The organism is Variovorax sp. 10N420 (genome assembly GCF_056394705.1).
Genome location: NZ_JBFTIJ010000005.1, coordinates 181,288 through 195,249, shown reverse-complemented (window position 1 = coordinate 195,249; position 13,962 = coordinate 181,288). Strand labels below are relative to the sequence as shown.

Annotated in this window: 12 protein-coding genes; 5 read left to right on the top strand and 7 right to left on the bottom strand. The window is 63.0% G+C overall.

Annotation, left to right across the window (positions count from 1 at the left end):
• The first annotated feature begins 5 nt into the window (after positions 1-5).
• From AC1DEK_RS14890 to AC1DEK_RS14870, 5 genes are all read left to right on the top strand, one after another.
• Positions 6-1,520 (top strand): sigma-54-dependent transcriptional regulator, encoded by a 1,515-nt coding sequence (locus AC1DEK_RS14890; protein WP_478126316.1) that lies wholly within the window; start codon positions 6-8, stop codon positions 1,518-1,520.
• Positions 1,513-2,103, top strand: a complete 591-nt coding sequence (gene ampD / locus AC1DEK_RS14885) for a 1,6-anhydro-N-acetylmuramyl-L-alanine amidase AmpD (RefSeq protein ID WP_478126023.1) — start codon at positions 1,513-1,515, stop codon at positions 2,101-2,103. The genes AC1DEK_RS14890 and ampD overlap by 8 nt, the downstream gene beginning before the upstream one ends.
• Before the next feature lie 349 nt (positions 2,104-2,452).
• A complete protein-coding gene (locus tag AC1DEK_RS14880) occupies positions 2,453-5,368 on the top strand; it encodes a ribonucleoside-diphosphate reductase subunit alpha (protein ID WP_478126022.1) in 2,916 nt (971 codons plus the stop codon).
• 150 nt (positions 5,369-5,518) lie between these two features.
• Positions 5,519-6,763 carry a ribonucleotide-diphosphate reductase subunit beta gene (locus AC1DEK_RS14875; protein WP_478126021.1) on the top strand — a complete coding sequence of 415 codons (1,245 nt, stop codon included), beginning with the start codon at positions 5,519-5,521 and terminating at the stop codon, positions 6,761-6,763.
• A 197-nt stretch (positions 6,764-6,960) separates the two neighbouring features.
• Complete coding sequence (locus AC1DEK_RS14870; protein ID WP_478126020.1) at positions 6,961-7,461, top strand: histone H1-like DNA-binding protein; 501 nt, start codon at positions 6,961-6,963, stop codon at positions 7,459-7,461.
• Between the two features lie 91 nt (positions 7,462-7,552).
• Here the strand turns inward: AC1DEK_RS14870 and AC1DEK_RS14865 are convergent, their stop codons facing one another.
• From AC1DEK_RS14865 to AC1DEK_RS14835, 7 genes are all read right to left on the bottom strand, one after another.
• Positions 7,553-8,455 (bottom strand): carbohydrate kinase family protein, encoded by a 903-nt coding sequence (locus AC1DEK_RS14865; RefSeq protein ID WP_478126019.1) that lies wholly within the window; start codon positions 8,453-8,455, stop codon positions 7,553-7,555.
• A 54-nt stretch (positions 8,456-8,509) separates the two neighbouring features.
• The gene (locus AC1DEK_RS14860; protein ID WP_478126018.1) at positions 8,510-9,811 is read right to left on the bottom strand and encodes a zinc-ribbon and DUF3426 domain-containing protein; all 1,302 of its coding nucleotides are present in this window, start codon (positions 9,809-9,811) and stop codon (positions 8,510-8,512) included.
• A 68-nt stretch (positions 9,812-9,879) separates the two neighbouring features.
• Entirely contained in the window at positions 9,880-10,761 is an 882-nt protein-coding gene (gene prmA / locus AC1DEK_RS14855; RefSeq protein WP_478126017.1) for a 50S ribosomal protein L11 methyltransferase, read from the bottom strand.
• Positions 10,762-10,891: 130 nt separating this feature from the next.
• Positions 10,892-12,241 carry an acetyl-CoA carboxylase biotin carboxylase subunit gene (accC, locus tag AC1DEK_RS14850; protein WP_478126016.1) on the bottom strand — a complete coding sequence of 450 codons (1,350 nt, stop codon included), beginning with the start codon at positions 12,239-12,241 and terminating at the stop codon, positions 10,892-10,894.
• Between the two features lie 2 nt (positions 12,242-12,243).
• A complete protein-coding gene (gene accB, locus AC1DEK_RS14845; RefSeq protein ID WP_478126015.1) occupies positions 12,244-12,708 on the bottom strand; it encodes an acetyl-CoA carboxylase biotin carboxyl carrier protein in 465 nt (154 codons plus the stop codon).
• 113 nt (positions 12,709-12,821) lie between these two features.
• A complete protein-coding gene (locus AC1DEK_RS14840) occupies positions 12,822-13,355 on the bottom strand; it encodes a TlpA family protein disulfide reductase (protein ID WP_478126014.1) in 534 nt (177 codons plus the stop codon).
• Positions 13,352-13,951 (bottom strand): hypothetical protein, encoded by a 600-nt coding sequence (locus AC1DEK_RS14835; RefSeq protein ID WP_478126013.1) that lies wholly within the window; start codon positions 13,949-13,951, stop codon positions 13,352-13,354. The genes AC1DEK_RS14840 and AC1DEK_RS14835 overlap by 4 nt, the downstream gene beginning before the upstream one ends.
• Positions 13,952-13,962 lie beyond the last annotated feature (11 nt).

The following is a 13,962-nucleotide window of genomic DNA, read 5'->3' as shown; positions in this document are numbered from 1 at the left end:
CGCCCGTGTCGCAGCCTGCCCAGATCCTGGTCGTCGACGACGAGCCGGACCTGCGCACGCTGTATGAACTCACCTTGCTGCGCGAGGGCTATCGCGTCGAGGCGGCGGGCAGCGTGTCGGAGGCTTGGCAGCATCTCGACGCCGGCCGCTTCGATGCAGTGATCACCGACATGCGCCTGCCAGACGGCCTTGGCATGGAGATCCTCCAGCGCATCCAGCAAGACCAGCGCAGCGAGCGCTGTGTGGTGATGACCGCTTACGGATCAGCGGAAAACGCCGTCGAGGCCCTCAAGGCAGGCGCCTTCGACTACCTCACCAAGCCAGTCGACCTGAAGCAATTCCGATCGGTGGTGGCTTCTGCCGTACAGGCGCCTTCGCAGCCTGCGCCGATCCGGGCCGCGCGGCCGGCGGACGACAACGGTGTGTCCATCGCAACGACGATCGGAGACAGCGGCGTCGCAGCGCTCCAACGGCTGGTGGGCGACTCCGAACCCATGCGGCTGGTCAAGGCGCGCATTGCCAAGGTGGCGCGAGGCATGGCACCGGTGCTCGTGCGCGGCGAGTCCGGCACAGGCAAGGAACTGGTCGCGCGCGCCGTTCATGCCTGCAGCCAGCGAAGCGACGGACCTTTCGTGGCCGTGAACTGCGGCGCCATTCCCGAAAACCTTCTCGAAGCCGAATTCTTCGGCGCGCGAAAAGGCTCCTATACCGGCTCTTCGCAGGACCGCGACGGCTACTTCCAGGCGGCACGCGGCGGCACCCTGTTTCTCGACGAAATCGGTGACTTGCCGCTCGCCATGCAGTCGAAGCTGCTGCGCGCCATCCAGGAACGCAGCGTTCGCCCCATCGGTTCCACGCAGGAAGATGCCGTCGACGTCCGAATCGTGAGCGCGACCCACAAGGACCTGCATGCCGAAGTGCAAGCCAGCCGGTTCCGGCAGGATCTCTTCTACCGGCTCAACGTGATCGAGATCGCTGTGCCTGCGCTGCGGGACCGTCGAGGCGATCTGCCAGCACTGTGCAACGCCTTGCTCGCGCGCATCGCCCGCGATGCCGGCATGCCGGTGCCTACGCTTTCCGCCCAAGTCCTGCAGAGGCTCGCCGAACATCCGCTGCACGGCAACGTTCGCGAGCTTGAAAATCTCCTGCACCGTGCGGTGGCGCTCAGCGATGGCGATGTGCTTCACCTCGATCTCATGGGGGGCGCAGGCACGGCAGTTCCGTCCGAATCCCAGCAGACGGGACCCGCGCCGCTTGCCGAGCCCGTGCCAGCGGCCGCCGCGGCCCCTGTCAGCATCCATCCCCGGACGCCGTCCGCCGTACCACGCGATCTGCAAAGCTATCTGGACGAGCAAGAGCGCCAGATCCTGGTGCGGGCGCTGCAGGAAACAGGCTTCAACCGAACTGCCGCCGCCGCGCGCCTCGGCCTGAGCCTGCGACAGATTCGCTATCGGATTGCGCGCCTGGGCATCACCACACCGCATGGCGACGATGCCAGCGGTCTAGGCGCCGATGAGTGAAGCCGACACAGCACTTTGGGAATCGGGGTGGTATCGCTTCGCTCGCCGCTTGCCGTCCCCCAATTTCGGGGCGCGACCCAGAGGCGCGAACATCGACCTGATCGTGCTGCATTCAATCAGCCTGCCGCCGGGACATTACGGCGGCGATGAAGTTCAGCAGCTCTTCACGAACAGCCTCGACTGGGATGCGCACCCTTATTTTTCGGGCATCCGCGGCCTCGAAGTCTCTGCGCATTTCTATGTGCGGCGCAATGGCGAACTGTGGCAGTTCGTGAGCTGCGACGATCGCGCATGGCATGCCGGCGCCTCGTGCTGGCGTGGACGCGAGAACTGCAACGACGATTCCATCGGCATCGAACTCGAAGGGCTCGAAGGCGACGCCTTCGAGCAAGCGCAGTACGAAACCCTGGCCAGCCTTTGCCCATCGATCGCGCAGCGCTACGCGATTTCGTACATCGCAGGCCACGAACACATCGCTCCCGGCCGCAAGGAAGATCCGGGGCCGGGCTTCGACTGGCGCTTGCTTCGTGAGCAACTCGGCTGGCAACAGGCGATGTTTCCGCCGGCCGCGCTTGGCTCTTGAAGTTTTTTTCAATGGCAAAGTAACAGCCGATGCGCGGGCCTTGAGGCACGTGCGTCCCTCGGTGGCTCGGCGGCAGCGCAGTATCCATGCGCTTTCCCAGCGTAAATCGGCCTGGAATGCGCATGGGCAGGGGACCTCGCTGCCTTGTCCCAACCGGGATGCGGCTTCGCTGCCGATCAAAAGGCCGGCGAGAATTTTCACATCCGTTGCTAATTGTCGAAAACGCTATATCTAGTGGCTTGTAGCCCTCTTTGCCACTAGATATAGTGTGCCCTGCCCCGGCACTCACTGCCGGAAACAGCGGCCCGACAACGCCGCACCGAACAAGAATCGCCCATACGAGGATCGCATGCAAACTGCACTGAACACCCCTTCCACCTCTCGCGCCGTACCCTCGACGCCGCAAAGCCGGGATGTCGCCGGCTCCCCCGCCGGCAACGCGCTGGCCCACTACCAGATCATCCGCCGCAATGGCGCGGTCGTGCCCTTCGAGCCGAACAAGATCGCCATCGCGATGATGAAAGCGTTCCTGGCCGTGCATGGCACGCAGGGCGCGGCTTCGGCCAGCGTGCGCGAGACCGTCGACACACTGACGCAGGCCGTCGTGCGCGCCATGGTGCGTTCGCGTCCGGGCGGCGGCACGTTCCACATCGAAGACGTGCAGGACCAGGTCGAACTCGGCCTCATGCGCGGCGGCCATCATGAGATCGCCCGCGCCTATGTGCTGTACCGCGAACGCCGCTCGCAGGAGCGCACCAAGCAAGGCGAACAGGACGCGCCCGTGGCCCAGCCCGCGCTGCACGTACTCGACCGCGGCGAAAGAGTCGCGCTCGACCTGAACGAGCTCAAGGCCCTCATCGAATCGGCCTGCACCGGCCTGGGCGACACGATCACGGCCGACCCGATCCTCGCCGAGACGATGCGCAACCTCTACGACGGCGTTCCGCTCGACGAGGTCTACAAGGCGTCGATCCTCGCCGCACGCACGCTGATCGAGAAAGATCCCGACTACACCTTCGCCACCGCGCGCCTGCTGCTGCACACGATCTTCAAGGAAGTGATCGGCCGCGAAGTGCCGCCAGCCGACCGCGCGCAAGCCTACGCCGACTACTTTCCCCAGTTCATCAAGAAGGGGGTCGACAACGAGCTGCTGGACGAGAAGCTGCTGCAGTTCGACTTGGCCCGCCTGGGCGCCGCGCTCAAGCCGGAGCGCGACATGCAGTTCGACTACCTCGGCCTGCAGACGCTCTACGACCGCTATTTCCTGCACGTGCGCAAGACGCGCATCGAGCTGCCGCAAGCCTTCTTCATGCGCGTCTCGATGGGCCTCGCGCTCAACGAGATCGACCGCGAAGCCCGCGCGATCGAGTTCTATGAAGTGCTGTCTTCCTTCGACTTCATGTCGAGCACGCCGACGCTGTTCAACAGCGGCACGCTGCGATCGCAACTGTCGAGTTGCTATCTCACGACTGTGCCCGACGACCTCGACGGCATCTACGAGTCGATCAAGGAAAACGCGCTCCTGTCCAAGTTCGCTGGCGGCCTGGGCAACGACTGGACGCGCGTGCGCGCCCTCGGCAGCCACATCAAGGGCACCAACGGCGAATCGCAAGGCGTCGTGCCCTTCCTCAAGGTGGTGAACGACACCGCCGTCGCGGTGAACCAGGGCGGCAAGCGCAAGGGCGCCGTGTGCACCTACCTGGAAAGCTGGCATCTCGACATCGAGGAATTCCTCGAGCTGCGCAAGAACACCGGCGACGATCGCCGCCGCACGCACGACATGAACACCGCGAACTGGATCCCCGACCTGTTCATGCGCCGCGTGATGGAAAAGGGCAACTGGACGCTGTTCTCGCCATCGAACGTGCCCGACCTGCACGACAAGTTCGGTGCCGACTTCGAAGCGGCCTACGTCGCCTACGAAGAAAAGGCTTCGCGCGGCGATCTCAAGCCAAGCCGCACCATCCCGGCCTCGGACCTGTGGCGCAAGATGCTCACGATGCTGTTCGAAACCGGCCATCCGTGGATCACGTTCAAGGATGCCTGCAACGTGCGCTCGCCCCAGCAGCACGCCGGCGTCGTGCATTCGTCGAATCTCTGCACCGAGATCACGCTGAACACCAGCGACACCGAAACCGCGGTCTGCAATCTCGGCTCGGTCAATCTGCTGCAGCACCTGAAGAACGGCAAGGTCGACCAGGAAAAGCTCAAGCGCACCATCTCGACGGCGATGCGCATGCTCGACAACGTCATCGACATCAATTACTACGCGGTCAAGAAGGCACGCGACTCGAACCTGCGCCACCGTCCGGTCGGCCTCGGACTGATGGGCTTCCAGGACGCGCTGTACGAACTGCGCATTCCCTACGCCTCACAGGAAGCCGTTCAGTTCGCCGACGAATCGATGGAAGCGATCTGCTACTACGCCTACTGGGCCTCGACGGACCTGGCGCGCGAGCGCGGCAAATACTCGAGCTACAAGGGCTCGCTGTGGGACAAGGGCGTGCTGCCCTCCGACACGCTCGACCTGCTCGAGAAGGCGCGCGGCGGCTACGTGGAAGTGGACCGCTCGTCCACCCTCGACTGGGATTCGCTGCGCCAGAAGATCAAGTCCGACGGCATGCGCAATTCGAACTGCGTGGCCATCGCACCGACGGCAACCATCTCCAACATCATCGGCGTGGACGCGTCCATCGAGCCCTGCTTCGGCAACCTCTCGGTCAAGTCCAACCTCTCCGGCGAGTTCACCGTCATCAACCATTACCTGGTGCGCGACCTCAAGCGCCTGGGCCTCTGGGACGATGTGATGGTGATGGACCTCAAGCATTTCGACGGCTCGCTGCGCCCCATCGATCGCGTACCGCAGGACATCAAGTCGCTCTACGCCACGGCGTTCGAGATCGAGACCACGTGGCTCGTCGAAGCCGCTGCACGTCGCCAGAAGTGGATCGACCAGGCGCAATCGCTCAACATCTACATGGCCGGCGCATCGGGCAAGAAGCTCGACGACACCTACAAGCTTGCATGGCTGCGTGGCCTCAAGACCACCTACTACCTTCGCACGCAGAGCGCGACGCACGCGGAGAAATCCACCGTGCAATCGGGTCGGCTCAACGCGGTGTCATCGGGCAGTGGCGATTCGTCATCGGGCATGAGCGCGCTCGAAGCCGCGGCACTCGCAGCACAAGCGCAGTTGAGTGCGATGCCCGCAACCGACATCGCATTCTGCGGCGTCGATGATCCGACGTGCGAAGCATGCCAATGATGTCGGCGTGAAGTGGAGGTCGTTTGCGGCATCGCCTGACAATTTGCGATGCAAGCGAACAACATAACGACAACATAATTGGAGCGCGATGTGAAGGAGCACTTTGCAACTCACATCGTTGCTCACATAATTTGAGCATTGGATTTTTCTATGTTGACCTGGGACGAAGAAGTCAAGCCCTCCTTGCCAAAGGATCTGCAACAAGGATTGCGGCACACATCGAACAGCGGCACGCAAGTCGGCCGCTCGTCGGAGTTTCCGACTTCGCAAATTGCTTCCCACATTTCTCCTGCTTCGCTTTCCCCCGTTTCGATTTCGTCGCCCGCCGTGCGCACGCTCGATGACGGCGCAGCGGTGCGACCCGCACCAGCAGCCACGCGGCGCGTCAACGCAGCAGACAAGCGCATCATCAACGGCCAGACCGACGTCAATCAGTTGGTTCCGTTCAAGTACAAGTGGGCTTGGGAAAAGTATCTCGCCACCTGCGCCAACCATTGGATGCCGCAGGAAGTGAACATGACGCGCGACATCGCGCTATGGAAAGATCCCAACGGCCTGACCGAAGACGAGCGCCGCATCGTCAAGCGCAACCTCGGCTTCTTCGTGACGGCCGACTCGCTGGCCGCCAACAACATCGTGCTGGGCACCTATCGCCACATCACGGCGCCCGAGTGCCGGCAGTTCCTGCTGCGCCAGGCGTTCGAGGAAGCGATCCACACGCACGCCTACCAGTACATCGTCGAATCGCTCGGCCTGGACGAGAGCGAGATCTTCAACGCCTACAACGAAGTGCCGTCGATCCGCGAGAAGGACCAGTTCCTGATCCCGTTCATCGACGCCATCAGCGACCCGAACTTCCACACCGGCACGCACGAAAACGACCAGACCCTGCTCAAGTCGCTGATCGTCTTCGCCTGTCTCATGGAAGGTCTCTTCTTCTACGTCGGTTTCACGCAGATCCTCGCGTTGGGCCGCCAGAACAAGATGACCGGCGCTGCCGAGCAATACCAGTACATCCTTCGCGACGAATCGATGCACTGCAATTTCGGCATCGACCTGATCAACCAGCTCAAGCTCGAGAATCCGCACCTCTGGACCGCCGAGTTCAAGGCGGAGATCAAGGCCCTCTTCATGAAGGCCGTCGAGCTCGAATACCGATACGCCGAAGACACGATGCCACGTGGCGTCCTCGGCATGAACGCCTCCATGTTCAAGGGCTACCTGCGGTACATCGCCAACCGGCGCGCACAGCAGATCGGCCTCGAAACGCTCTTCCCGAACGAAGAAAATCCGTTCCCCTGGATGAGCGAAATGATTGACCTGAAGAAGGAGCGCAATTTCTTCGAAACCCGTGTGATCGAGTATCAGTCGGGTGGCGCCCTGTCCTGGGATTGAATTTTTTCGACAAGAACAAAGTGAATTCAAGAATCGCCCTCACGAACGAATCGCACCGGAGAGTGCGGCATCGATGAGGGCTCAGGTGTTCATGGTGCTGGGGCTTGCTCCAACGCCATGAATCGCTTCACGCTGACCAACATGCGTGGAGTGCTTCAAAAGGTTGATTTTTTCAACTTGATCAAGGAGAAATAGAAATGGCAACTGCAAAGAAAGCTCCGGCCAAGAAGGCCGCTGCGAAGAAGGCTCCGGCAAAGAAGGTCGCGGCCAAGAAGGTTCCGGCTAAAAAGGTCGTAGCCAAGAAGGCCCCGGCGAAGAAGGCTCCGGCAAAGAAGGTCGCGGCCAAGAAGGCTCCTGCGAAGAAGGCGCCCGCCAAGAAGGTCGTAGCCAAGAAGGCCCCGGCGAAGAAGGCCGCAGCGAAGAAGGCTCCTGCCAAGAAGGTAGCAGCCAAGAAGGCTCCTGCGAAGAAGGCGCCTGCCAAGAAGGCCGCTGCAAAGAAGGCTCCCGCCAAGAAGGCCCCTGCGAAAAAGGCTGCAGCCAAGAAGCCTGCCGCCAAGAAAGCAGCGAAGAAGCCTGCTGCCAAGAAGGCCAAGGCGCCCGCCAAGGCTGCTGCAGCGCCTGCCCCTGCTCCCACTGCGGCGCAGACGACGCTGAACCCCCAGGCAGCTTGGCCGTTTCCTACGGCCAGCAAGCCCTGAGTTTCTCAGCAGCGCTTAAGGCAAAGCCCGGTACCGCAAGGTGCCGGGCTTTTTTATTTGTGCGGGGCTGGGCGGCTGGCCGCCGCGCAGGTCAGAGGCCGAGCGCCTTCAGGTCGACCTTGTAGTTTTGCGGGCCGCGCTGTGCGATCTTGAGCGCGCCCAACTGATTGCCCAGCGCCGCGCAGCGCGCGAGCGGCCAACCCTCTTCGAGGCCGAAGAGCAATGCGCCGCGCCATGCGTCGCCGCAGCCCGTCGGCTCGACGACTGCTTCCGGTGTCACTGCCTGCACATGCTCGCGTTCGCCGTTGACCCAGACTTCGCAACCCTCGGCAGCCAGCGTGACCACGAGACCGCGCACCCGTTTGGATATCTCCGCAAGGCTCCATCCGGTGCGCTGGGAAAGCATCTTTCCTTCGTAGTCGTTGACCACGACCCAGCTCGCCAGATCCACGAAGTGCGCCAGCTCCTTGCCGTCGAACATCGGCAGGCCCTGGCCCGGATCGAACACGAAGGGGATATCGGCCGCCTTGAACTGCTCCGCATGCTGCAGCATGGCTTCGCGGCCATCGGGCGCCACGATCCCGAGGCGGATGTCCTCGCGTGCTGCGATGCGCGTGATGTGTGCCTGCTGCATCGCGCCGGGATGGAACGCCGTGATCTGGTTGTTGTCGCGGTCGTTCATGATCATCGCCTGCGCGGTGAAGGTGTCCGCGACCTGGCGGACGAATTCAGTGCTGATGCCGAGCGAACGCAGGCGCTCCAGATAATCGGCACCGTCGCTGCCGACGGTTGCCATTGGCAAAGCAGTGCCGCCGAGTGCGTTGAGGCTATAGGCGATGTTGCCAGCGCAGCCGCCGAAATCGCGCCGCAAGCCGGGCACGAGGAACGACACGTTGAGGATGTGCAATTGATCAGGAAGAATCTGGTCGGCGAACCGGCCCTCGAAAGTCATGATCGTGTCGAACGCTAGGGACCCGCAAATCACTGCTGCCATGGATGATGAACGATGAACGTTGGTTGTTGAATGGAACGGAAGGCGAACAGAGGCTCAGGGATAGAGCGCTTCGAGCCGAAACCCGGCGACCGGCGGCAGAGACTGCACCTCGGGCCCGGTGAGCTTCAACGCGAGCGACGCCGCACGCTCCGTGCGGGCCGGCAGAACGACCGGCGCTCCGAATTCCGCCGGCATGAGCACGCGACGAACGACGGCTCTCTCCTGTGTGTCGAGAAGCGACAGCTCGACTGCCGGCATCGCAAGCGGCACGTCCGCAGCATTGCGAAGCGTGAAGCTCAGCTGATAGCCTTCGTCGTTCTTGCCGCGCGCGAACGACGCGCCGTCGACCTTGATGTCGTTGATCTGGCGCAGCGCGGAGAGCTCGCAGCCCAGCAGCTTGCACATCGATGCGAGCGCGGGCCGAGCCGCCGGCTGGCGAGCGGCGATCAGGTCGCGCTCTTGATAGACCACCTGGGCCGCCAGCAGCGCGGCAGCAAGAATGGCGAGTACGACCATCGAACGCCGCACTGCTGCCCCCTGCCAGAAGCCTCTCTTTTCTTCCGCGCCGAAGAGCGAGGGGATGTCCGTTGCACTGGCGTCGCGCGCTTCGGGTTCGCTGGCGGCAAGGATCACGGGTGCGGCATCCGCAGCCGCGGCCTTCTGCTCGCGGGCCTTCGCTTTGGCAATCTTGGCGGACTTGATGTGCGCACGCCGCAATGCCTTTTGGAACTGGACGTCGGTGGCGGCGTCCAGCAGCGCGCCTTCTGAGTTCGCCTTCACCGCTGAAGGCGAAGGCGCCGGTGAAGGTGCGGGGACGGGCGAAGACAGGCTCAGGTCGATATCGGGAAAAGAAATCGGCGGTGGGAGAGGTGGACGCACCGCGATGCGACCCTCATCCTCCAGCGTCAGAGATTCCGGATCGGGCCAGTGCTTGTCATCGGCAAGCCTGGGCGGCAGAGGCGAGGCGTCTTTTGCGGACTCTTCAGGGGGGTTGAATTCAGGAGCTTCCGAGACCTCCGGAACATCAGAGAGCTCCGGGTGCGACGGTCCGTGGTCGTCGTCGAAAAAGTCTGTATCCGCTTCATTCCGAGCGGCTTCTTCGGGAACGGGCTCGGGAACGGGTTCAGGATCGGGCTGAGCTTGAGTCTCGACATCGCCATCGATCGTTGCTGGCACGGCCGCTTCGTCAACCGTGCTTTCTTCAGGCGCCGGCGCAGTGGTGTCGTGCAATTCAATCGTCGCATCGAACACCTCGCTGCAGCGCCCGCAGCGCACCCATCCATCGGAAATGCGAAGCTGGTCCCTCACCACCTTGAAAGTGGTGGCGCACGCAGGACAGCGGGTGACCAGACTCATGTGGCGAAGATTGTAGGGGTGGCACCCACCCGAAACCGGCTGGTCGCGACGCGGACCCGTTTGGCGAGCTAGATGCTCTTCATCAAGATCCAGCCGTCCTCACTGTCGCTCACCTCCAGCGTCGCATAAGGCGCGTAGGCCAGCTTGAGCTCGTCGGCCTGGCGCTCGAGGATGCCGGCCAGCACCAGGGTGCCGCCCGATGCGACATGGGCGCACAGCAGCGGAGCCAACACCTTCAGCGGCGTCGCGAGAATGTTCGCGAGCACGATCTCGTAGCGGCCCGTCGCGGCCTCGGGCAGCCCTGCGTTCAGATTCACGCCGTTGGCCTCCGCGTTGAGCCGCGTCGATTCGACCGCTGCTTCATCGATGTCGACCGCATCGATCTGGACAGCGCCGAACTTCGCCGCCCCGATCGCGAGGATGCCCGATCCACACCCATAGTCGAGCACGCGACGGCCAGCCAGATCCCCCTGCGATGCGATCCACCGCAAACACATGCGCGTGGTCGGATGCGTGCCGGTGCCAAAGGCCAGCCCCGGATCGAGCCGAATCACCTGCTTCGCCTGAGTTGGGGGCTCATGCCAGGTCGGAACGATCCAGAACTCGGGCGTGATCTCGACCGGCGAAAACTGCGACTGCGTCAGCCGAACCCAGTCCTGCTCGGGCACATCGACCACGCCCAGAACGCTGCACCCGTCGAAGAAATCCTGCGCAGCCAGCACCGAAGCCGCTTCGCGCGCCAACTGTTCGGTGGCAAACAGGGCGATCACCCGTGACCGTTGCCAGCCTTCCTTGGGCGGAGGCATGCCTGGTTCGCCAAACAGCGCCTGCTCCGCATCCGTCTGCGCGTCCGCATCTTCAACCGAGACACTCAGCGCATCCAGCGCATCCAGCGCATCACTCACAGCCTCGACGTGGTCCTCAGGCGCAAGCAATCGAAGTTCAAACACAGCACCCCCCCTTTCTCAACCACCGCACAAATCCGAGAAACACCGCGGAACCGGCTTAGCCGGGCCGCTGGTGTTGCCCCCTGCAAGGGGGTAGGCGAAGCGACACGAAGTGCGCGCAGCCTGGGGGTGTTCACCTCTTATGCGCAGCCAGCCACTCTTCAAGATAGTGGATGTTGGTGCCACCACTCATGAACTTGGCATCGACCATCAGTTCGCGGTGCAGCGGCACGTTGGTCTGGATGCCTTCGATCACCGTTTCGTTCAGCGCGGTACGCATGCGCGCAAGCGCCTGCTCCCGCGTGTCGCCGTGCACGATGATCTTGCCAATCATCGAGTCGTAATTGGGCGGCACGAAGTAGTTCGTGTAGACGTGCGAATCGACGCGCACCCCTGGACCACCCGGCGGATGCCACATGGTGATACGGCCGGGCGAAGGCGTGAACTTGTACGGGTCTTCGGCATTGATGCGGCACTCGATGGCGTGGCCGCGCATCTCGATCTGGCGCTGGGTGAAGGGCAACTTCTCGCCAGCGGCGACCATGATCTGCGTCTTGACGATGTCGATGCCGGTGGTGAATTCCGTCACCGGATGCTCCACCTGCACGCGCGTGTTCATTTCGATGAAATAGAACTCGCCGTTTTCGTAGAGAAACTCGAAGGTGCCGGCGCCGCGATAGCCGATTCGCTTGCAAGCGGCAGCGCAGCGCTCGCCGATCTTTTCGATCAGCTTGCGAGGAATGCCGGGGGCGGGGGATTCTTCGATCACCTTCTGGTGGCGCCGCTGCATCGAGCAGTCACGCTCGCCGAGGTACACCGCGTTCTTGTGCTTGTCGGCCAGTATCTGGATTTCGATGTGGCGCGGGTCCTGGAGAAACTTCTCCATGTAGACCGCCGGATTGTTGAAAGCCGCGCCGGCTTCCGCCTTGGTCATCTGGATCGCATTGACCAGCGCCGCTTCGGTGTGAACGACGCGCATGCCTCGTCCACCGCCGCCGCCTGCCGCCTTGATGATGACGGGGTAGCCGATGGCGCGCGCGATGCGCTTGTTGGCGGTCGGGTCGTCCGACAGTTCACCGTCCGAGCCGGGCACGCAAGGCACGCCGGCCTTGATCATGGCTTGCTTGGCGGACACCTTGTCGCCCATGAGGCGGATCGATTCGGGGCTGGGTCCGATGAACTGAAAGCCGCTCTGCTCCACGCGCTCGGCGAAGTTGGCGTTCTCGCTCAAAAATCCGTAGCCGGGATGGATGGCCTCGGAATCCGTCACCTCGGCGGCCGAGATGATGGCGGGCATATTCAAATAGCTTTGCGCGGACGGCGCGGGGCCGATGCACACGGCCTCCTCGGCCAGCTTGACGTATTTGGCTTCTCGGTCGGCCTCGGAATACACCATCACCGCCTTGATGCCGAGTTCGCTGCATGCCCGCTGGATCCGCAGGGCAATCTCGCCGCGGTTGGCGACCAGGATCTTCTTGAACATGGTCACTCGATGATGAACAGCGGCTGGCCGTACTCGACCGCCTGGCCGTTCTCGACGAGGATTTGTGTGACGGTGCCGCTCTTGTCGGCTTCGATTTCGTTGAGGATCTTCATCGCCTCGATGATGCAGACGGTGTCGCCTTCCTTCACCTGAGTGCCGATCTCGACAAAGGCTGCGGCGCCAGGACTCGAAGAGCGGTAGAAGGTGCCCACCATGGGAGACTTGACTGCGTGACCCGCCGCGGCTGCTTCAGGCGTGGCTGCTGGGTTGGCTTGTGCAGGAGCGGGGCCGGCGCCGATCGCGGGGGCCGCCGCGGCAGGCGAGGCGACAGCTTGCACGTATTGCACTGGTGCGGCCGTGCCGCCCTTGACGATCCGGACCTTCCCCTCGGTCTCGGTGATTTCCAGTTCGGAAATGTTGGATTCAGACACTAGGTCGATCAGTGTCTTGAGCTTGCGTAGATCCATGGGACTCCAGCGTCGGCTTTGCCGATTATTAGAACTTAACTCGCCTGAAAACCGGTCTTTTTCGGCGTTTAGGCGCCATCTACCGAATGTGGGGCTGGATTCTAGCCGTGAAATCAGGCACGCCGCCAAGCCTGGAGGTCGCCTGGTTCGAGCTTGCCCATTTTACGCGCCGCGACTGAGCCGCTGCTGTCGATCACCAGCGTGAAGGGGAGTCCCCCCGACGTGTTGCCAAGCTGCTTGACGAGCTCGGTGCCCTGGAGCCCGGCCAAGCCGACCGGATATGTCACCGGCGTCTTGCCAAGGAATTTGCGGACGGAGCTCGGCTGGTCGATGGCCAATCCGATCACTTGCCAACCGTTGGCTCCGTTTTCCTTGAAGAAAGCATCGATCAGCGGCATTTCCTCGACGCAAGGCGGACACCAGGTCGCCCAGAAGTTGACCAACAGCGGCTTGCCGCGCAAGCTCTCGAGGACCAGCTCGCCGCCCTCGGGCCGATCGAAACGCTGCGCCCAAAAGGTCTCGTCCATGCGATCGGCGGCGCCTTGCGAATCCCTGCTGCGCCAATAGGCACCGCCGATTCCGGCCGCGGCCGCCACTGCGGCAACCGCGCCATAAAGCAGGCCGCGACGAGTAGGGCCGGGGGTCATCCGTTTTCCTGTTCTTTCTCTACCAGCCGCCGCAGCGCGGCCAGATTGCCGCGGGGCACCCGACCCTGGGCGTCCGGCTTGAGCGCCCCGCGCAGGTCGTCGAGGTCGTAGACCAGCAAGTGCACGCCGATCTCTTCACCGAGCGCCCGGCTGGTCGCATGAACGCTGAGCGCTTCGACCTGCTCTCCATGGAAGCCGGTGACCATGCGGGGTTCATAGTCCACGTGGTGATCGATCAGGGCGATTTCGGCCGATTTCGAGTCGTCGCAGAACAGCTGTATATATATGTCGGACAGGCGCGTGGCCGTGCCGTGCCATACCGCGCCGCCCACGTGAGGCCTGAATTCAGCCATGCGCTCCATCCACTCCAGCGCCAGAAGGCGCAGAGCGTGCAGCTCCTGGGGCTGCGTATCTGAACAATAGAGCCGGATGTAGTCGCGCACCTCGGCCTCGATTTCGTCGTTGTTGGGCAGAGCGGTGCGCGCAGGCAAGGCCAGGTCGCGCAGCGCCCGGCGCTTGGCCGGCCCGTATTCAAGCCCCTCCTCGACGACGAGGCGGGCAGCGGTAGCGGCGATTTCCTGCTTGGACGAGTCCATCGGAGCATTTT